This window comes from Moritella sp. Urea-trap-13 (assembly GCF_002836355.1).
In the GTDB taxonomy this organism is placed as follows: Bacteria; Pseudomonadota; Gammaproteobacteria; order Enterobacterales; family Moritellaceae; genus Moritella.
In genome coordinates this window covers 529,897-551,466 of record NZ_PJCA01000031.1, presented here as the reverse complement: position 1 = coordinate 551,466, position 21,570 = coordinate 529,897, and the positions used below count along the sequence as shown (strand labels likewise).

General features: G+C 39.3%; 19 protein-coding genes. 10 read left to right on the top strand and 9 right to left on the bottom strand.

Annotated elements, in window-relative coordinates:
- Positions 1-2: 2 nt before the first annotated feature.
- From CXF93_RS10440 to ppiC, 9 genes are all read right to left on the bottom strand, one after another.
- Positions 3-3,446 carry a hypothetical protein gene (locus tag CXF93_RS10440; protein WP_101062461.1) on the bottom strand — a complete coding sequence of 1,148 codons (3,444 nt, stop codon included), beginning with the start codon at positions 3,444-3,446 and terminating at the stop codon, positions 3-5.
- A 107-nt stretch (positions 3,447-3,553) separates the two neighbouring features.
- A complete protein-coding gene (locus CXF93_RS10435) occupies positions 3,554-4,540 on the bottom strand; it encodes an ABC transporter ATP-binding protein (protein ID WP_198551640.1) in 987 nt (328 codons plus the stop codon).
- 7 nt (positions 4,541-4,547) lie between these two features.
- A complete protein-coding gene (locus tag CXF93_RS10430; protein WP_101062459.1) occupies positions 4,548-5,504 on the bottom strand; it encodes an ABC transporter ATP-binding protein in 957 nt (318 codons plus the stop codon).
- On the bottom strand, positions 5,501-6,481 hold the full coding sequence (locus CXF93_RS10425; protein ID WP_101062458.1) for an ABC transporter permease: 981 nt from the start codon (positions 6,479-6,481) through the stop codon (positions 5,501-5,503). The genes CXF93_RS10430 and CXF93_RS10425 overlap by 4 nt, the downstream gene beginning before the upstream one ends.
- 9 nt (positions 6,482-6,490) lie before the next feature.
- On the bottom strand, positions 6,491-7,465 hold the full coding sequence (locus tag CXF93_RS10420; protein WP_101062457.1) for an ABC transporter permease: 975 nt from the start codon (positions 7,463-7,465) through the stop codon (positions 6,491-6,493).
- 52 nt (positions 7,466-7,517) lie between these two features.
- On the bottom strand, positions 7,518-9,161 hold the full coding sequence (locus tag CXF93_RS10415) for an ABC transporter substrate-binding protein (protein ID WP_101062456.1): 1,644 nt from the start codon (positions 9,159-9,161) through the stop codon (positions 7,518-7,520).
- A gap of 381 nt (positions 9,162-9,542) precedes the next feature.
- Complete coding sequence (locus tag CXF93_RS22470) at positions 9,543-9,764, bottom strand: glycoside hydrolase family 30 beta sandwich domain-containing protein (protein ID WP_157824440.1); 222 nt, start codon at positions 9,762-9,764, stop codon at positions 9,543-9,545.
- Between the two features lie 24 nt (positions 9,765-9,788).
- Positions 9,789-10,778: a glucosylceramidase gene (locus tag CXF93_RS10405; RefSeq protein WP_101062454.1), complete on the bottom strand. Its 990-nt coding sequence runs from the start codon at positions 10,776-10,778 to the stop codon at positions 9,789-9,791.
- Between the two features lie 299 nt (positions 10,779-11,077).
- Entirely contained in the window at positions 11,078-11,359 is a 282-nt protein-coding gene (gene ppiC / locus CXF93_RS10400) for a peptidylprolyl isomerase PpiC (RefSeq protein WP_101062453.1), read from the bottom strand.
- 250 nt (positions 11,360-11,609) lie between these two features.
- On the opposite strand from ppiC, the gene pgm reads away from it, so the two are divergent.
- From pgm to CXF93_RS10350, 10 genes are all read left to right on the top strand, one after another.
- Entirely contained in the window at positions 11,610-13,247 is a 1,638-nt protein-coding gene (gene pgm / locus CXF93_RS10395; protein ID WP_101062452.1) for a phosphoglucomutase (alpha-D-glucose-1,6-bisphosphate-dependent), read from the top strand.
- A 455-nt stretch (positions 13,248-13,702) separates the two neighbouring features.
- Positions 13,703-15,130 (top strand): cytochrome-c oxidase, cbb3-type subunit I, encoded by a 1,428-nt coding sequence (gene ccoN / locus CXF93_RS10390; RefSeq protein ID WP_101062451.1) that lies wholly within the window; start codon positions 13,703-13,705, stop codon positions 15,128-15,130.
- 13 nt (positions 15,131-15,143) lie between these two features.
- Positions 15,144-15,746, top strand: a complete 603-nt coding sequence (ccoO, locus tag CXF93_RS10385; RefSeq protein ID WP_101062450.1) for a cytochrome-c oxidase, cbb3-type subunit II — start codon at positions 15,144-15,146, stop codon at positions 15,744-15,746.
- A gap of 10 nt (positions 15,747-15,756) precedes the next feature.
- Positions 15,757-15,936 (top strand): CcoQ/FixQ family Cbb3-type cytochrome c oxidase assembly chaperone, encoded by a 180-nt coding sequence (locus CXF93_RS10380; protein ID WP_101062449.1) that lies wholly within the window; start codon positions 15,757-15,759, stop codon positions 15,934-15,936.
- A 12-nt stretch (positions 15,937-15,948) separates the two neighbouring features.
- Positions 15,949-16,860, top strand: coding sequence for a cytochrome-c oxidase, cbb3-type subunit III (ccoP, locus tag CXF93_RS10375; protein ID WP_198551639.1), 912 nt, complete (start codon positions 15,949-15,951; stop codon positions 16,858-16,860).
- A gap of 96 nt (positions 16,861-16,956) precedes the next feature.
- Complete coding sequence (locus CXF93_RS10370) at positions 16,957-17,448, top strand: FixH family protein (protein WP_101062447.1); 492 nt, start codon at positions 16,957-16,959, stop codon at positions 17,446-17,448.
- Positions 17,448-19,841 (top strand): heavy metal translocating P-type ATPase, encoded by a 2,394-nt coding sequence (locus CXF93_RS10365; RefSeq protein WP_101062446.1) that lies wholly within the window; start codon positions 17,448-17,450, stop codon positions 19,839-19,841. Before CXF93_RS10370 ends, CXF93_RS10365 begins: the two co-directional genes overlap by 1 nt.
- The gene (ccoS, locus tag CXF93_RS10360; RefSeq protein WP_101062445.1) at positions 19,841-20,029 is read left to right on the top strand and encodes a cbb3-type cytochrome oxidase assembly protein CcoS; all 189 of its coding nucleotides are present in this window, start codon (positions 19,841-19,843) and stop codon (positions 20,027-20,029) included. The genes CXF93_RS10365 and ccoS overlap by 1 nt, the downstream gene beginning before the upstream one ends.
- Positions 20,019-20,705 carry a sulfite exporter TauE/SafE family protein gene (locus tag CXF93_RS10355; RefSeq protein WP_101062444.1) on the top strand — a complete coding sequence of 229 codons (687 nt, stop codon included), beginning with the start codon at positions 20,019-20,021 and terminating at the stop codon, positions 20,703-20,705. Before ccoS ends, CXF93_RS10355 begins: the two co-directional genes overlap by 11 nt.
- Before the next feature lie 44 nt (positions 20,706-20,749).
- Complete coding sequence (locus CXF93_RS10350; RefSeq protein ID WP_101062443.1) at positions 20,750-21,496, top strand: FNR family transcription factor; 747 nt, start codon at positions 20,750-20,752, stop codon at positions 21,494-21,496.
- The last annotated feature ends 74 nt before the right edge of the window (positions 21,497-21,570 follow it).

Genomic DNA, 21,570 nt, shown 5'->3' with positions numbered 1-21,570 from the left:
TCCTAACGTTCTTTCAATAACATAGTAACTGGGATAGAAACGTTAACCTGTTTAATACTACCGCTACGAGCAAATATTGAACTGCTTAGCTGTGAATCTAGCGCTAAGGTATTTGATTGCACAGTTTCACCATTTACCATTGTCACCACTACATTACCTACATCTGCTTCAGTAATTTCATAAACAAAGGCAACTTGACAATAAGTGAATGCTAGCGTTTTTGGTGCTAATGAGATTGTTTCATATTCACGATTGAGATTAATGAACTTAAATTCATCATTCACAGCTAAAAATTCAGTTTCTTTAAGCAGAGATGGTTGGAAATTGATTTGTCCATCTCTAACAATCAGGCCTAATTCACCAAAGCGCGTCAATATTTCCTCTTTTACTTGACCTGTCATACCAGGTTGTTGTGCTCCAGCTTGCTTAGGTGTATGCGAATATGGGTCAGTCGGGAACGCACCATACACATCAGGTGTTTTGTTAAAGCCGATACCAGCACGTACTTTGTAGTAATATTCAGCTAGTTTTTGCGTTGCTTGAGATTCTGGCGCTAGTTCCAATGCTGAAAAATAGTTTTCCTGAACTGCAAGTAATAACTTTGATACCATATGCCAATAGATGGAACCTAAGCCTTCATAACCAAACATAGTACCTGAACGGCCTGTAAATGACTGATGATTAAACACTTCTTCATAAATTTCTAGTATGTCAGCTATTGCCGCATGATCCTTAGAAGCAACGCCTTCAAGTGCAGAGGCTAAGACTCCCGCATTTTCAAAGTTCGCATTAAAGTGATAAGCACCTTGTGCATCCATTTCAATAATACGGCGATCGCCTTTTTCAACCATCTCTTTTAGCAGCTCATTACTGTTTACACGGTCAGCACTAATGTCGTTTTTATTTTCGAAACGTGTTAAATCACGATCCGGATAAAGCATAAATGTATTCTGATCTTCACGGAACATTTCGCTAGCATATAGATTATCCAGCAATGAAACCGCGTTCTCCGGTGACAGCACGCCAGCAGACAAGGCTGCTACCTGCCCTTCGAGCATAGGATATAGCAAATCAACGTTTACGCTATTGGCAGTATAATTAATAATGTTATAAGCGTTGTACAAACCATCTTTACGTTGATTACTGGCTATACTTTTATCAATAACGTCCTGACTGGCTTCAAGCATCTCTACAATTGACGCTGTATCCACAGTTACCTTGCCTGAAAAACCGTTTTTATAAACAGTTGCGCGGTAGTCAGCAGCTGTAGCGGTGAGTTGACGTAGTACGTTATTGCGAGCTTCGCTGCTCATAACGCCCTGATTAAGAATCGCATTTATTTCATTAAAAATTTTCGCAGTCGCAGCAACCCATTCAGCCAATTCAACTGAAAGCTGCACATTACCCGCATTGCCTTTTAGTAAATCTTTTAAGAAAGCAACATAACGGCGCATGTAGTACAAGGTCACCATGGAAAGGCCGGTACCAACAATTGCATTATTCGCATCATTCCACTCAGGCCGTTGCGTGTTTAACCAGATACCACCATCAACCACTAAGTTGCCGAGTTTAGCAAGCAGAGGAACCAGCAGTTTTTCGGTCAAGTTCACCATGTAGACGCTATTATCTGCATTTAACAGTAGTCGACCATCACTTCCTAACTGTGCCACACGTGATTCAATAAGCGCTTGCTTATCATTGTTGAAAATAACGGTGTTTTTAGGGTCTGAAAATAGTTTATCAACCCCTTCAATTTCATAAGGAACATTAGCATAGCTAAAAATTTCAGCGTTCAATAGCGTTTTAAGCTCTTGCGGCTGGTATTTTTTAGATAACTCGAGGAACTTTTGCAGGTAAATGATCTGATGATCACCCCAGTAGCCTATGTTGCTCCAAGCATCATTTTCCTCTAACATTTCCCAGTCAATGCCCGCTTTAGTAATGCGGTATGGATTATAACCATCGACAGTCGATGCATTAACAAACTTAGAAATAAACGACTTGATGAAGTTCGGATAGCTTAGACCTAGTGCTTCCCAATTCTGGAAGATATCACGCCAATTTCCTTGGTAAGATAGCAGACGTTCACCGTTTTCATCTTTAAGTTTGATTTCAAAATGATTCCACGGACGACTTGGATCTCCATGACGACGACCAAACGTTAACGGCAGGTATTCATGACAAAGACGCATAAGCTGCGCATCGTTTTCTTTTGATGCTAAAGTGATGAGCTGCTGGTAGTCGATACGCTCAGGCAGTTTCACAAAAAACGCGTCATTTTTTTCTGCCACAATTTTATTTGCATATGTCAGCGTTTTTACAAAATCTTGTTTTTCTACCCAATATTGATCAACAACAACACCTCCACGCATGTTGTTAAACAATACGTTAGCATAGTGATGAACTGTCGTCTCTTCTTCAGCTGTTTTCTGGTAAGCATCACTACCCGCCATCAGCATGATAAGTTCCTGATGATTCAATTCAATTGATTGTCTAATATTATTTGCAATCGCATCTTTAGCGCTTAAATTCTGCTGCAATGCAGCAATATCACTATGCGTCTTGTCAATATCAGCAACAATCTGCCAGCTGTCTTCCTGACCAGCGGCAAGCTGACAATTTTTATGTATAAAATATGCACCACGTAAACCGCGGCGTAAGGTTTCATTGCTGATTTTTTTGCCTTGACGGAAAGCACCAAGTTGTTCGCTTGAAAGTAAGATTGACTGACAGTCGTCGACAACACTAAATACCATTGTTGCACGTAATGATTCAGCCGGATCTGCGCGATCACTTAATCTGGCATATAAGCTGTAGCTTGCTAGTGACGAATCAGGTAATAATTCATTCCATTTGTAAGCGTCAAGCAGCGCGCTACTTGTTTGCATAAGTGCAAGCGGTGCATTTGGCGGTAAAATATTTTGAATACCGTCAACAATTTCGAATTCAACTGCTTGTGGAGCATTGTTTTTTACTGTCGATGTACGTACAAAACCGAATTGCTCGCTAGTCGCCCATTGATATTTAAAGGTCAGTCCCAGATCAAGGTTAATTTCTTCAAAAATAATCTGATCGCCAGCTACATTTTTATAAAGATTGCGTTGAACTTGATAAAGACTATTGTGCTGAAGATTGAATGGTTCCCATTGTCTGCAACCGTTTTCAGTCTGCACTTTAACAATGGTTTTACTGCCTGTGTTCTCTGCACTTTCGTGAATGTAATCCACAGATTTATAAGGGAATAAAGCGTTTTCAGGTCTAATTCTTCCCGCAGATAAGCTACCAGTAGATGAGATAAATAACCAATGGTCACTTGCTGATACAACACTGATAAAAAATGGCTTCATCTGATCCGCATTACTGATCTGATAGTATTTATCGCCATCTATAGACACAAATTTTCCCAACACATCATTTGATGAAGAGTTTATATTTTCGTTTTTCATGGTAAACCCGTGTAAGTAAGCGCTTTCTTTTTTGCGCGTGATATAAAAGTACTTGAATTATCAGCAAAGGCTGGCGTCAAAAGCACGTAGTAACAATAACTTGTTGCTTAAATATTGTGGCAACGGATAAAATGATCTTCCGCAATTTTAGTAATAGCGGGGAAACTACCAGTACATTTATCTAAAATACGAGGACAACGCGCAGCAAATGGGCAACCTTTACTTGTCGGTCTCCATAATGGTATTTCACCTTTTTTAGCACCCAGATCACGACGACCACTTTTACCCGCTTCAGGAACAGCTGAAAGTAATAATTGCGTATAAGGATGTTGCGGTGTTTGCGTTACTTTGTCACTATTACCCCATTCCACCATATGCCCGACATACATAACTGCAGTTTTTTCTGCAAAATATCTTGCCGTAGCAATATCATGGGTAATGTACATAAACGAAATGCCGTGTTTATCTTTAAGATCAGCCATTAAGTTTAAAATGCCAAGACGAACAGATACATCCAGCATCGAAATCGGCTCATCGGCTAAAATAACTTCAGGGTCTACAGCTAAGGCTCGGGCAATAGCAACACGTTGTCTTTGCCCGCCACTTAACTCAAATGGATATTTTTCTGCTGTTTCAACGGCAGGAAACAAACCAACCAGCTCAAGAAGCTCATAAACCAACGTCTTAACCGTTTCTTTATCTCCGCGTTTATGAATAAGCAGAGGGCGCGCAATATGATGAAAAATAGAATGCACTGGATTAAGTGATCCAAACGGGTCTTGGAAAATCATCTGCACTTGGCGTGCATATTCAAGCGTGCCATGTTCCTTAACGTACTCATCTAAAGGTTGTCCTTTAAAAATAATATCGCCACCCGTTTTATCATAAATACGCGTTAGAATTCGAGCACCCGTACTTTTACCTGAACCAGACTCGCCAACAATAGCCAGCGCTTCGCCTTTACACAAATCAAATGACACATCATTTACCGCACGCATCAAGTTCTTTTTACTATTTGATTGACCGATAGGAAAATCTTTTATCATATTTTTTACTGAAAGTACCACTTCAGGACTTTTTAACGTATCCATCATCCATTCCTTATAATTTGTGACAAGCGGCTTTGTAATCGACACTCAATTCAATTAACTGAGGTTCATCTTTTTTACAAATATCCATGCAATCATCACAACGCGGATTAAAATTACAACCTTCTGGCAAACGTAACAAATTCACCGGATCACCAGGAATGCCGTAGAGGCGCTCCTTCGGCCCATGAATCGTCGGGAATGAAGAGATCAAACCTTTGGTATAAGGATGAGATGGGTTAGTAAATACTGTCTTCGCATCACCAATTTCAATCAGATTACCGGCATACATAACGCCAATACGATCTGCAATTTCTCCCATCAAACTTAAATCATGGCTGATAAATAAAATTGAAAAACCAAATTTTTCTTTTAAATCATAAAGTTCATTTAAGATTTCGCGTTCGACCACTACATCTAATGCCGTTGTAGGCTCATCCATAATAATAAGCTTAGGTTCAAGCGCTAATGCAATCGCAATCACAACACGCTGCCTCATACCACCACTAAGTTGGTGCGGGAAGCTTTTGAGACGATCGCCAGGAAGCCCAACAATAGCAAGTAATTCAACCGCCTTCTCTGTGGCCGCTTTAACCGTAATTTTTTTATGCGCAAGAATCACATCAATAAGCTGCTCGCCGATGGTAATAACCGGGTTTAATGAATTCATCGCACTTTGGAAAACAACAGACACATCGTTCCAACGGAAACCACGTAATTCTTTATCAGACATTTTTAAAACATCTTTGCCGTTGTAAAGAATTTCCCCTTCAGGTATTAACCCCGGGGCCCTATGCAAACGTGCAATGGCAAATGCTAATGTACTTTTTCCGCAACCTGATTCCCCTGCTATTCCAAGCGTTTCACCGGGTTTAATCGATAAACTGACATTATTAACCGCTCTTGCGATACCATTTGGGGATACATAATCAACACAAAGGTTATTTATTTCTAACAGTGGCTTTTTCATACTAGACCTCTACGTTTATTTGCTTCTTTATTCAACTTTTTCCATAATTTCAGATGTGGGCCAGTTTTAAGTTTCGGATTACTAACTTGATCAATCGACATATTGATAAGTGCCAATGCACCGCCCGTTAATGCTAAAGCAATTGCCGGAACAAGCATCTCCCACCAAGCGCCAGTATATAAAGAAGAAGATACTTGCGCCCAGTACAACATTGAACCCCAGCTTACTTCAGTGGCGTCACCTAAACCGAGGAAACCAAGAGCCGCTTCAGCGCCCATTGCGTAGATAACGGTGCCAAGAAAACCACCAAATACAATCGAGATTAGATTAGGCAGAATTTCCACAAGAATAATTCGTATTTTAGACTCGCCCATCACTTCTGCTGAAATAATAAATTCTTTGCTTCTGATTGCCATCGTCTGTGAGCGTATTACCCTCGCCCCCCAAGGCCAAGACGTGACGCCGAGCAGCACGGCTATCGCTATCGAACTAACCTGTCCCAAAAAGGCTGCAAGTACAATCAATAAGGGCAGTTGTGGAAATACCAGGAATACATTAGTCGCAAAGTTCATCCATTCATCAATTCTCCCACCAAAATAACCAGAGGTAACCCCAACAGAAACAGCTATTACCGTGGCAATAACTCCAGCAAAAAGAGCAACGCTTAGCGTTTTTCTTGCGCCTTGAAGTACTTGACTAAATACATCTCGGCCATTTCGCGTTGAGCCCAAAATATGATCAGCACTTGGTGCCTCATGCGGTCTAGCGACACGCTTATCTGGATTATGCGTGGATAATACTGGCGCGAATAAAGCACCAAGCAGAATAACTGTCATTAAAAAACCACCAATAATAGCGGGCGGATTACCATGGAAAAACGCTTTGATTTTCATCCATGCAGCGCTAAATTTCTGGCCAAACTCACTGTCATGATGAATATCGGATGCATTAACATCTGGAGATATTGAATTGTTCATATCTATACCTTATTTAGAAATACGAGGGTCGAGCCATACATAAAGCAGATCGGCAATAAAGTTAGCGGTCAGCACCGCTGATACAAGAATCAGTAGTATCGCCTGAATAAGAGGATAGTCTCGCGCCATAATAGCTTTCAGTAGAATGTTACCCAAACCCTGATAGTTAAACACTACCTCTGTCATAATTGAACCTGCAAAAGAGAAACCAATCGCCATCGCGATGGCTGTTGCAACCGGCAAGATTGCATTTCGTCCTGCATATCGGTACATCACACGGAAACTGCTTAAGCCTTTTGCTTCAGCCATTGTGACGTAGTCTTCACCAAGCACATTGATCATCGCATTACGCATATTAAACACCCAAGTGGCGATACCCACTAAAATCATTGAGCCCATTGGTAAAATCGCATGTTTTGCCACACTACCGATAAATTCCCATGTAAATCCAGGATCGAGTGAAGGGTCATAGGTATATGCGAGTGGTAAAACTTCAAGCTTTAAGCCGAAGAAATAAAACAGCAATAGCGCGGTTACAATGTATGGAAAATTACTGAGAAAAGCTAAAAATGGCGGCACAAATTGTCCGAAGAAACCTTCTCGGCGATATGATGCATAGGTTCCTATCGAAACCCCAATAATTAAAGCGATAATCAATGAGCCTAATGCTAAAAACATAGTCCATGGCAACGCCATGCCGACCACTGTTGTCACATCAATAGGAAACATTAATACTGAAGGCCCAAGATCGAGTGTGAAAACACTTAGCATATATGAGATGTACTGCTCAAAAACAGAACCATCCATAAAGCCATACATCTCTCTTACTGCATCCATCTGCGCGATATCCATTTTACCCTGCGCTGCAGCAAACATCGCCTCAATCGGATCGCCCGGCATCATTCTTGGCAGCATAAAGTTAAATGAAATTGCTATCAGGAAAGCAGTGAAATAAAAACTAAGTCTACGTAGTATAAAACTCATAATTTTTCCAATAATTAAAGAGCCACAAAGTGGCTCTTTTGCTATCTCTCTGTTATTTAAGGTGAAGGTTGTTGATAATCAAGTTACGATTTCCACTACTATAAAAAACAGGTTGAACATACGGATTTTTCTCATTTGGCCAGCCAATAAATTTAGCTGTACTGTACTGGAACCATGTCGCATTTGAAAATAGTGGAATAAACGGCATATTTTCGGCTGTAAATTCTTGTAGTTGGTCCAGTATATCTTGTTGCTTCTTAGCATCGTTAGTCAGGCCGAAGCTCTTAATCAGGTTTTCAATTTCAGGTGAACGTACACCATGACCTGCATGCCAGCTTTTACCAATCTGTGAGCTTAAGAAATAGGTCTGGTAAGCCTCAATCGGATTAGTCGCAACCATTGACCAGTTAATTGACATCTTGTATTTACTGTCTTTCAAGCCACTGTCATAAACAGACCAGTCAACTGTTTTCACGTTTGCTTTGATACCAATCTCTTCATAATACTCAGTAACCATCTGGACTACTTGTATCCAGTCAGTCCAACCGTTAACAACATTGATGTCAAATTCAATGTTTTCGCCATTAGCGATCTCTCTGAACCCATCACCATCACTATCTTTATAACCAGATTGATCAAGCAGCTCATTCGCTTTTACCGGATTATAAGTTGTGATCTCTTTGTATTTTTCTGATATGTCTTTATTGATAAATTTACCATAAAGTTCACCAATACCACCCGCATTAAAGTTAGCAATCGGGTAACCATAAGCAGCGATATCAACAATTTCATCACGATTCAGCGCCATAGATAAGGCTTTACGCACATTCAAATCATCAAAAGGCTTCTCTTTAGTATTCACATAGAGATGAATTGCGTCATTTGCCGGATACCAGTAATGATTGTTTTTCGGATCTGCTGCTACGAAAGTATTGTCAATATCTGCAATAAAGTTAGATCCCCAATCAATGTCACCTTTCATTAATGCCGGTTGAATTTGTGAATTATCATTGTATGAACGGAATATCATACAATCAATATAGGGACGATTTTCAAGGTAGTAACTGTCATTACGACAAAGTTGTATCTGTTGTGCCTTAACATATTTAACATCAGTTAGCGGGCCACTGCCTACAGGATTTAGATTCATGAAGGTTGGTAAATCTTTAGCGGCAACCTTACCCCAAATATGCTCAGGTACGATATGGTACTTTGGTAGGCTCCAAATAAATGTCGAATCAGCCTTATTTAATTTAAAAACAACTGTCTTCTCATCAGTAGCTGTAACGCTTATTAAGTTACCAGTTGTCCAAATTGCTTTTTGGTCAAACGCAGGTGCAGTTTTAGTCATTGTATAACTGAATGCTACATCTTTTGCTGTCAACGGCTTACTGTCAGACCAGGTCAGTCCATCACGCAGTGTAATCGTGATTGTTTTCAGATCTTTTGAATATTCAGCGGATTTTGCTAAACGGTATTCAACTTTCCCCGTCATATTGTTAAACATCATTAATGGCTCAAACATGAGCCCATCATATAAACCAGCAGTTGTATACGGGTTGAAGTTCTCAACAAAACCTGTATTTATAATAGGTACAGTTAATGTCCCACCCTGTTTAATATCTTCAGCCATAACACCGTTGGCGGATATTAATAGGCCACATACAATCGACGCTAGAATTTTTTTACTATGCATTGAATAATCCTTTTAAATTCAAAAAAATCAGCAGAAAACAGTCACTTTTAAATGTATACGCAAATACTATACTGATGATAGATATTCCAATTCACATAAAGAAAGCGCTTTCTTTCCGTAAATACTATGCCACGATATTCACAGGTGCAACATGGTTTATTAGAAAACTGCACTTTGATCACACTTAAGCAATAGTCGACCATTATTAATGTGACCCTTAGTGGTTATAATCAGAATCAACTCACAAAGTTGATGCCTCCCCTCTGGGAATTTAATCCTTCGTAAACATGAATGATCTAACTCTAGGCAGGGTTTCACGAAGTCCACTGTAAGTTCGTAAAATCCCTTCTCCAGCCGCGTAACAACATCACTATGGATAGATTAAATTACCATGGTCTGGATAGACCTTGCAGGTATGGCGATATAGCCCCCTTTATCTATATTATGTAGTGCATACGTTAAACTTTTTTCTGAGTTATTACATACAACGATTATCTTTTCGCCATTAGGATTAATAAATCCGGTTGCTTCAATGACATCTGTTGTTGTACATACCGCGAAACGTTTTGCACCTTTCTTTATAAACTTAGAAAAGTGAGCCAAATAGTAAATTTAAATCATTAATCATTAATCATTAATCATTGAGTGTGCGTAACGTTCACCCACATTCCAATCACCAATATGCGGTCCATTTTCCTGGCAGCCCTCGGTAAACCATATTTTTTTATCCCGGTAGATATCATTGATCAATTTCAGGTTTTGGTAATTATCCCCCATATACCAGTGAATACCGATACCATAGACATATTTGCATGCAACTTCATCATCAAACATTTTCTGAGCGCGATCATAGGCCTCTGCACGATTATGATCCCAGCATACTAATTTGATATGCCCTTGGCCCCTCTTTGTCCAAAGTAGGGCCAAGGTAATCACGGACAAAATCACGTTCCTCTTCCGAAGTGATACACATGAATCCCATATTTGCGTAGCTGCTGGCTCATTCTGTATTGTTAATGCAGAGATTGTGATCCCTTCTGCATGCATCGCTTTAATATACTTACAATAATAAAGAGCCCATATTTGACGGTGTTCACCTTTTAACTTTCCGCCATGATTCATTTTCCCATTCGTTTTCATCCATGCAGGCGGACTCCAGGGTGAAGAAAAAAGAGTTATCTCTTCATTTGCTAATTCTTTAGCCCATTCAATCATCGGGATGATCTGTTGTTTATCTCGAGCAAGATTAAAATCTTTCAGTTCCGGATCTTCTGTTTCACAGCATGCCCAATTTTCCAACGAAAAATCACAGCTGTTGATATGGGTTCTGCAGAAGTTATATCCAATGCCTTTCTCAGGATGAAAATAAGCCTCCATCATTATTTTCTGCTTCTCAGGACTCATTCTATTAAACACATCTGCTGCGGACTCTGTAAAAGCACCACCAAATCCTTCCCACTCTTGAAATGTCTTAGACTCATCCATATAAATCTTATGCAGCTCACCAGCATCGGTATAGGTCGTTTCACCTTTTCGCTCATAATCTTTATGCAGATCATATAGATCCGTTTCACTTAAAAGTAAATCACTGTCTTTAACTGTTTGGTAAAGTTTCATTATTTCTCCATTAATCTATTTTATTGGAATTATAAAACAATATACTAAATACCAAAAGAAAGCGCTTACCTAGACCCTAGTTCACAATTCAAATAAAAATGAGGAGGCAATCAAATTAGGCTGATTATGGTTAGCTATCACGATATAGTAAGGCAAGAAAGCGAAAGATAAGAATGAGTAATAAAGGTTATATAATGAAAGAGGATTTTTAAGCTAGATTATGATAATTGAGGCGTTGACTAAATACGGCTCAACTGAGCCGTTCTTTAATTTGACATTTAAAAGAATTAAATGGTTTATCAAGTACGAAATAAAACCTTAATAATATGGTAACCGTGTTTTGTTTTAACTGGTCCTAGGTTCGCTAGGATTTCACCGTTAAATACTACTTTATCAAAAGCGGGAACCATAGCGCCCTTTCTAAATTCACCTAAGTTGCCACCATCTTTCTTTGATGGGCAAATAGAATGTGATTTAGCAAGTTTTTGAAAGTTGCCACCTTTTTCAAGTTTTTCTAAGATTTCATATGCTTTTTCTTCGTGCTTAACTAGGATATGCAATGCTGCAGCTGTACTCGCCATGACTAACTCTACTTTAAATAAATAATTTACAATCCCTTATTTTATCATAAGCTATCAGTCTCTGACTAGAGTCTTAATTAATCGTGTTAATTTACTGGTTATAGAAAGCGCAAAAATAACTGTTAAGACCAGTTTTTGACAAAAAAACAACCTTTCAAATGAAAGGATGTGCCAAAATTAACTTATAAGAGGTATACTGATAACAATTTAATTTATAACCGCTTTCATTTATTTAAGGACAAAATAACACATGGCAGTTCATCCAAGAGCCGGACAAAAGGCGCAAAATTCAGATCTTTGTAATATCCCCGCACTCGTGTCTAATTATTACATCAATAAACCTGATGTTACTAAGATTGCGCAGCGTGTTGCATTTGGTACTTCAGGCCATCGCGGTAATGCTTTTGCATCTTCTTTTAATGAAGACCATATTCTGGCAATTAGCCAAGCGATTGCAGAATACCGCCTAGAACGAGGTATTACCGGACCTTTATTCATCGGTAAAGATACTCATGCATTATCAGAACCTGCAAATATCTCAGTAATTGAAGTATTAGTTGCCAATGGTGTTGATGTACGTGTTCAAGCAGATGACGGTTTTACCCCTACGCCTGTTATCTCACATGCTATTTTAAGCCATAACAGTCACAGCAATATTCAAGCTGACGGTATTGTTATCACACCATCACATAATCCACCACAAGATGGCGGTATTAAATACAACCCACCACATGGCGGGCCTGCTGATGGCGATGTAACAAAAATCATTGAAAACCGTGCTAACGATATTATTGCTGAAGGGCTAGTGGCTGTTAAGCGTATTAGCTTTGCGATTGCTATCGAGTCTGCGCATTATCAAGAAATTGATTATGTAGCACCTTATGTTGCTGATTTAGAAAACGTGCTTAACCTAAAAGCCATTGCTGATGCAGGCATTAAGATCGGCGTTGATACCTTAGGCGGTTCAGGCTTTGCTTATTGGGATGTGATTGCAGCGAAATACAACTTAGATATTACTGTTGTGAATGATCGCGTTGACCCAAGCTTTTCATTTATGTGTCTAGATAAAGATGGCAAGATCCGTATGGATTGTTCATCACCGTATGCTATGGCAAGTCTGATCAGCTTGAAAGATGATTTTGATATCGCGATTGGTAATGATCCCGATTATGACCGCCACGGTATTGTTACTAAAAGCGGCTTGATGAATCCAAACCATTACCTTGCTGTTGCAATCCAATACTTATTTACCAACCGCACAAACTGGCCGGTAAATGCAAAAGTAGGTAAAACCCTAGTATCAAGCTCGATGATCGATCGCGTAGCCGCGAAGATTGAACGCCCACTTTGTGAAGTACCTGTTGGCTTTAAATGGTTTGTTGAAGGATTACACACAGCTGAATTTGCCTTTGGTGGTGAAGAAAGTGCTGGCGCATCGTTCTTACGTAAAGACGGCACAGTTTGGACGACAGATAAAGACGGCATTATTTTAGCCTTACTTTCTGCAGAGATCCTCGCAGTTACAGGTAAAGATCCAGCGCAACTGTATGCAGAGCTTACGACTGAATTCGGTTCACCTGTTTATAATCGTATCGATGCGCCAGCTTCATTTGAAGAAAAAGCGATCCTTTCTAACTTATCGCCAGAACTTGTTCAGGCAAACATGTTAGCAGGCGAAACGATTACAGCTAAATTAACAAATGCCCCAGGTAACGATGGCAAAATTGGTGGTTTAAAAGTAACAACTGAAAACGGTTGGTTTGCTGCGCGTCCATCAGGCACAGAAGCGATTTACAAAATCTATGCTGAAAGTTTCAAAAATGAAGCACATTTAGCGTTAATTTTGAGCGAAGCACAAGAAATTGTGTCAGCAGCGCTAAAAGCTTAAAAACATTACTAATAATGAATTGGAATAAATTTAAGCGTTAATAGAACTGAAAGACAGAATACTCAATTTATAGTGAGAGTGTTCTGTCTTTTTTTGCTTAACATCTGGTTAACCATACCTGAACAACATTATGTGTTTGTATGTTAATTTATACATATACAAATTGGTTTCAAAAATTCACTGCCATTTTTTGATTGATCATTATCAATTCACATGTCGAAATTCCATTTTTCACGCCCGTTTACTTGATCTAAATCAAACTAGCTTTAACGTACTATTTTTAGAACGTTTTTAACAATATAACAAACAAATTCCGCTGTTAATGTTACGAAAAATCGCGTAATATCCCCATCTGAGTATGACTGTCAATTTAGATTACCTATATTTACACATATTCATTTTGGGTATTCACGCATCGTAAGATGTTTAATAATTCGTAGCACCGGAAGCAAAATATGAGCTCTCATTCACCTATAAAAACTGACTATAACTATAAAGTTGTACGACAGTTTACTGTGATGGCTGTTATCTGGGGTATTGTTGGTATGTCAGTAGGTGTGCTAATCGCAGCACAGCTAATTTGGCCTGCACTAAACTTCGATACACCTTGGTTAACCTATAGCCGTCTTCGTCCCCTACATACCAATGCAGTAATCTTTGCATTTGGTACTTCGGCCCTAATGGCAACATCTTTTTATGTTGTTCAACGTACGTGTCAAGCGCGCTTATTCGGCGGTGTTTTACCTGCGATTGTATTTTGGGGTTGGCAACTTGTTATTCTTTCAGCGGTTATATCATTACCACTTGGGTATAACACATCAAAAGAATACGCTGAACTTGAATGGCCAATTAGTATCTTAATTGCTGTCGTTTGGGTTATCTATGCAATTGTATTCTTTGGTACCATTATTAAACGCCGTACGTCACATATTTATGTAGCGAACTGGTTCTTTGGTGCATTCATTTTAACTGTAGCTATATTACATATTGTAAACAATGCCGCTATCCCACTAAATATGATGAAGTCTTATTCTATTTACGGTGGCGCTATCGACGCAATGGTTCAGTGGTGGTACGGCCACAATGCAGTTGGCTTCCTTCTAACAGCTGGTTTCCTAGGTATGATGTACTATTTCGTGCCTAAACAAGCAAACCGCCCTGTTTACTCATACCGTTTATCGATTGTGCATTTCTGGGCATTAGTATCGCTGTACATTTGGGCTGGTCCTCACCACCTTCATTACACGGCACTACCTGATTGGACTCAATCAGTTGGTATGGTTATGTCGTTAATTTTATTTGCTCCATCATGGGGTGGTATGATCAACGGTATCATGACGCTTTCAGGCGCATGGCATAAACTTCGTTATGACCCTATCCTACGTTTCCTAATTGTATCTCTATCTTTCTACGGTATGTCTACGTTCGAAGGCCCGATGATGGCAATTAAGAGTGTAAACGCATTATCGCATTACACTGACTGGACAATTGGTCACGTACATTCAGGTGCACTAGGTTGGGTTGCAATGGTATCTATCGGTGCTATCTACCATTTAATCCCTGTGTTATTTAACCAAGGTCGTATGTATAGCATTAAGCTAATCAACGTTCACTTCTGGTTAGCAACTGTAGGTACTGTACTTTATATTGTCGCTATGTGGATTTCTGGTGTTATGCAAGGGCTGATGTGGAGAGCTGTAAATGCTGACGGTACATTAACGTATAGCTTTGTTGAGTCACTTCAAGCTTCATATCCATTCTACTTTGTGCGCTTTATTGGTGGTGTGTTCTTTGTTTTAGGTATGCTATTGATGGCATACAATGTCTTTAAGACAATCTCTGCTACAGATCACTCAATCAAAGCTGACGCTGAAGCTGCATAATTAGGAGAGAGTTATGAAACATGAATTAATTGAAAAGAACATCGGTTTACTAGCGATCTTCATCGTTATTGCTATCAGCTTTGGTGCAATGGTTGAAATTATGCCACTGTTCTGGCAAAAAGATACCACTCAACCTTTAGATACTCTACGCCCTTATACGGCACTAGAGATGGAAGGTCGTGATATCTATATCCGTGAGAACTGCTCTGTTTGCCATAGTCAAATGATCCGTCCTTTCCGTGCAGAAACAGAGCGCTACGGTGCGTATTCACTTGCTGGTGAATCTGTTTGGGAGCATCCATTCTTGTGGGGTTCTAAACGTACTGGTCCTGATCTAGCGCGTGTTGGTGGTCGTTATTCTGATGATTGGCAGCGTGCACATTTACTTGACCCACGTAGTGTTGTTCCTGAATCAAACATGCCTGCTTTCCCTTGGTTAGCTGAAAATGTATTAGATGGTTCAGAATCTGCTGCGAAACTAAGTATCTTTAAAGACTACTTTGACGTTCCTTACACAGATGCAGATATTGCTGGTGCAGAAGAAGCTGTTAAAGGTAAAACTGAACTAGACGCTTTGGTTGCTTACCTGCAATCATTAGGTCATGCATTAAAATAAGGATGTAATTATGTTTCAAGGGATTTACACCCTAGTACTGATGGCCATTTTTATCGCTATTATTGCTTGGGCTTACAGCAAACGACAAAAAAGTGCGTTTAATGAAGCTGCTAATTTAGTATTTGCTGATGAAGCCGCTCACAGTGATTCACTTCATGGAGAGCAGAAAAATAAATCTGCTCGTATTTAGGAGTTTATGATTATGAGTACTTTTTGGAGTATTTGGATCACAGTGATCACACTAGGCAGTATTTTTGCTTGCTTAGCCCTACTTTGGTACTGTAACAAAAATGATACAGGCGTTAAAGAAGGTGAATCAATGGGTCACTCTTTTGATGGTATAGAAGAGTTAAATAACCCATTGCCAACTTGGTGGAAATACTTATTTATTTTCACATGTATTGGCGGTTTTATCTATTTCGCACTTTACCCAGGTCTAGGCAGCTACAAAGGTTTACTTGGCTGGACTAGTACTAACGAGTATGAGCGTGAAGTTGAATCAGCAGATGCAAAATATGCTGCTGTTTTTAACAAGCTAGTTAAAACTGAAGAAAGCAACTTTACAGAATATCGTGAAATTGCTGACATCGCTAAAGATCCTGAAGCTGTAAAAGTAGGCCAACGCCTATTCTTACAAAACTGTTCACAGTGTCATGGTTCTGATGCACGTGGTGCTAAAGGCTTCCCTAACCTAACTGATAGTGATTGGTTATACGGCGGTACGACTGCTGATATCAAAACGACTATCATGCACGGCCGCGCTGGTGTAATGCCAGCTTGGTTACCTGTACTAGGTGATGAGAAAGTAGATCAAGTAACAACGTATGTTGTTGGTTTATCTGGCCGTAAAGTAAATGCACGTGAAGAAGCAGCAGGTAAAGAAGTATTCCTTCAAACTTGTTCAGCTTGTCACGGTGCTGATGCGAAAGGCATGACTATGCTAGGTGCACCAAACCTTACTGACAAAACTTGGTTATACGGTGGTTCAAGAAAAGCTATCGAAGAAACAATCAAGTATGGTCGTAATGGTGTAATGCCTGCATGGAGCCACATCCTTGGTGAAGATAAAGTAGTGCTATTAAGCAGTTATGTTTACAGCTTAAATGTAAAGTAACGTAATAGTGGTAATTTAAAGCTCCATTTATTGAATGGAGCTTTTTTTTTGGCTATAACTTTGTTAAATTCCACCTTTCCCTTCTTGGAGTTCATAATGAAATCTTATTGGTATAAAGAACCTTGGTTCTGGTTTGTAATCTTCTTCCCTACTGTATCCGTAATAGCGGGTGTTTCAACGTTCACTATTTTTCAAAACCATCAACCGGATATGGTATCTGAAGATTACTATAAAGATGGTAAAAAGATTAACCAAGATTTAACTAAATACCATGAAGCTTTAGCACGTAACATTACTTTTGAGCTTAAATTTGAAAATGGTAATGCGGTAATTTCTAGCGCAACTGGTGACATTACAGAGAATGAAGCATTACAAGTATCATTCTTTCATGTGACATTAGCAAAGCACGATATTTCAGTCCTCGCGACAGCGTCGGGAGATGGTAGTTATCGTGTCGAAATGCCGAAAGATATGCTAAAAGGTAAATGGCGTGTTCGTGTTGAACCTTTCGATAATGTATGGCGTGTGCAAGAATATGTTCAATATCCAAATACATCTATAATTAAGTTAGACGGCGAGCAAGACTAATGTTAAACGGTACTGATTGTTATCACTGTGGTGAAGTCGTTTTAACGGCAGATAAAAATAAATATAAAGTGTACATAGCACCTGAAGAACGTGACATGTGTTGTCCAGGTTGCCAGTCTGTCGCTGAAATGATTGTTGGATCTGGATTAAGTTCTTACTATGAACACAGGACCGATTTATCCCCCACTGCAAAGCAATTAGTACCAGATGAGTTACTTAGATTAGAAATTTATGATGATAACGAAATTCAAGATGAGTTTGTTTATCAAGATGGTCAAATAAAAGAAATAACTTTGACTGTTGAAGGTCTTTCTTGCGCTGCATGTGCTTGGTTAATCGAAAGAAGCTTTCGCAGTACTAAAGGTATCCATTTCATTAATGTGAACGCGACCAGTAACCGTATTTCGATTAAATGGGTTGATGATCAAATAAAACTCAGTGATATCTTAAAACGCATTAGTAACCTAGGCTATAGTGCATCCCCTTTTCAAGCCGACCAGCATGAACTGATGTATAACAAGCAACTTAAATCATATTTCAGGCGCTTAGGTTTAGCTGGATTAGCAACGATGCAAGTAATGATGTTTGCTGTTGCCTTATATTCAACTTGGTTCGGCGATATGGAAGATATGTACCGCGAATTTTTCCGTTGGGTAAGTTTAATCGTTGCTACGCCGGTATTACTGTATTCTGCACAACCTTTCTATTCTAACGCGCTGCGTAATTTACGGACTCGAACACTAGGTATGGACGTGCCAGTCTCGATAGCCCTACTCGGTGCTTATACCGCGTCAGCTTATGCAACAATGACGGGGACAGGTGAAGTTTATTTTGAATCTGTGTCGATGTTTACATTCTTCTTGTTGCTTGGTCGTTACTTGGAGTTAAGAGCACGGAAGAAAACTTCAGAGCTCAGTGCGAACATGGCAAAGCTTATCCCTAACATGGCACTACGTGTTAACGAGGATAAATCCGAACAACTTATTCCGACTAAACAACTTAAAATCAATGACTACGTTATTGTTAAAAGTGGTGAGGTCATCCCTTGTGACGGCATGATTATGAATGGCGAAACAAGTGTCGATGAATCTATGCTGACTGGTGAGTTTTTACCTATCGTTAAATTAGTTGATAGTGAAGTGTATACTGGTAGCCTTAATGTAGAACAAACTATTACTGTCTGTGTGACTAAAACACACAAGCATAATTTAATTTCAGAAATTATTCGCTTACAAAATACAGCACAGTCTTCTAAACCACAAATTGCTGTTTTGGCTGACCAAATATCACGTTACTTTGTACTGGCACTGTTGATCATTTCTGCAGGTACTTATTTGTTCTGGTTAGCCTACGAACCAGAGAAAGCCTTTTGGATAACCTTGTCCGTACTTGTTGCCACCTGCCCTTGTGCGTTATCACTGGCAACGCCAACAGCATTAACCTGTGCGACGAGTTTCTTATCGCAACGTGGCATTCTTATTCGCAAAGAGCATGTACTAGAATCACTCACCAAAATTGATGAAATCGCATTTGATAAAACCGGAACATTAACTAAAGGTACATTCACTCTCACCAATATTAAGTCAGATAGTGGGCTTTCAAAGGATGAGTTACTACACGTTGCGACTTCATTAGAACAGCATTCAACACATCCGATTGCAACTGCGTTTAAATCAGAAAAAGATAAAATACAATTTGATAAGACAGAAAATCACATCGGCTCAGGCATCTCGGCATTGATTGGTGATGATAGTTACAAAATTGGCTCTGCAAAATTCACACAACAAGTCAGCTTAGCGTCTGATGGTAAAGACATTGTCGTCTACCTCACTAAAAATGATGTACTTATCGCCCGTTTTTATATTCAAGATGAGATGCGCGATAACGTTGCAACGACATTAGACTACATTGCAGAATCTGGGTTAGCGGTTACCTTACTCACAGGTGATAGCGAAAACAATACCAATAAAGTCACCGAAGGCTTAGCTATCTCGAATAAAAGAACCAGTCAGTCACCAGAAAGTAAGTTAGCCTACATTAATGAACAGCAAGCCAACAACAAGATGATGTTGATGGTCGGAGATGGCGTTAACGATGCGCCGGTCTTGAGCGCCGCTACTGTATCTGTTGCTATGGGTGAAGGCTCTGATTTAGCCAAAAATAGTGCGGACGTCGTGTTATTAAGTACCGATTTTATCGCCATGAAATATATGCTGGCTACTGCCACAAAAACCTATAAAATAATCAAACAAAACTTAATGTGGGCGCTTGGTTATAATTCATTAATATTACCGTTAGCGATCTCAGGTAGTGTTCCTCCGTATATCGCAGTGATAGGCATGTCGCTTAGTTCACTGCTCGTCATTGGTAATTCATTAAGGCTGTTGAAGTAATGGAAGTTATTTTTATGTTAATCCCAATCGCGATGATTTTTGTCGCGATTGCAGTGGGTATTTTCTTTTGGGCAGTGAAGTCAGATCAATTCGAAGATTTAGAACGTGAAGGCAGTAATATATTGTTTGATGACGAAGGCAATAACGAAGCACCATTAAACAAAGATAGCAACAAACATGATAACTAGTCTTGTTGCCGCATTTATGATTGGTGTGTTAGGTGCTGGTCATTGTATTGCAATGTGTGGTGGTATTTCTGGTGCAATCGCACACGCCAACAAACAAACAACACAACCGAATACCCTCGCCCCGCTTTTTTATAATTTAGGTCGAATCACTAGCTATACTTTAATTGGGGCAATAGTCGGTTTTACTGCTCAAATAGGCTTAAATTTTGGTGCCGGTTATGATTTATTGCTGATTTTGCGTTTTGTTTCAGGTATTACACTAATACTTATTGGTTTATACATAGCACAGCTTAACTCTGCAATATTACAGCTTGAGAAAGTGGGACGCTTAGTTTGGCAGTATATTCAGCCACTTGCTCGACAATTTCTGCCATTAAAGACATCTTATCATGCCTTTCCTCTCGGTTTTCTATGGGGTTGGTTACCGTGCGGTTTAGTTTACTCGGCATTAACACTTGCGCTATCTACTGGCTCTACATTAAACGCGGCATTAACAATGTTTGCGTTTGGCTTAGGTACTTTCCCTATTATGTTTTTGGTTGGTAGTTTATCGACCAAATTCAATAGCTTAATACAAAACACCAAGTTCAAAAGGTTTAGTGGTTTACTACTGGTTTTATTCGGTTCACATGTTATTTATATAGCTTTAGTACAATTGAGTGCTTCTGGGATTTAAATTTGCTACAATATTGACATATATCAAAAGAGTTTATTGGAATTATGGCCTTAGATAAGAAGATACCAACACGAACTGCTGCAACAAAGAGTGAAATTCACTGTCAGAATTGCAGTATTAGCCAACTTTGCATACCATATTCTTTGAATGATTCAGAGCTAGATTCTCTCGACCAAATTATTGAACGCAAAAAACCTTTTCAAAAGCACGACGAAATTTTTAAAGCCGGTGATAAAGTTAAATCGCTTTATGCTATCCGTTCAGGTTCTGTTAAATCATACACAATTACTGAGCAAGGCGATGAACAAATCACAGGTTTCCATTTAGCGGGTGACTTAATCGGTTTTGATGGATTAAGTACAGGTATTCACCCAAGTTTTTCACAAGCACTTGAAACATCAATGGTATGTGAAATTCCGTATGACACACTGGATGACTTGATTGGTAAGATGCCCATGTTACGTCGTCAAGTTATGCGTTTAATGAGTGGCGAGATTGCAGCTGACCAAGAAATGATTTTATTGTTAAGTAAGAAGAATGCTGAACAGCGTCTTGCTGCTTTCTTAAATAATCTTTCTGTGCGTTTCTGTGAACGTGGTTTCTCGCCTAAAGAGTTCCGCTTAACGATGACACGTGGTGACATTGGTAACTATTTAGGCCTTACTGTTGAAACGATTAGCCGTTTACTTGGTCGTTTTCAAACCAGTGAAATGATTGAAGTAAAAGGTAAATACATCAGTATTATTGACCGTGATAGCCTGGCTTTACTTGCAGGTAAGAAAGAGTCTTAATTTGTAACTGTGAGTGAATTAAGTATTCTTACCTCACAGTTTTCTAATTTACGGCACTTGAACCACTGCTTTTG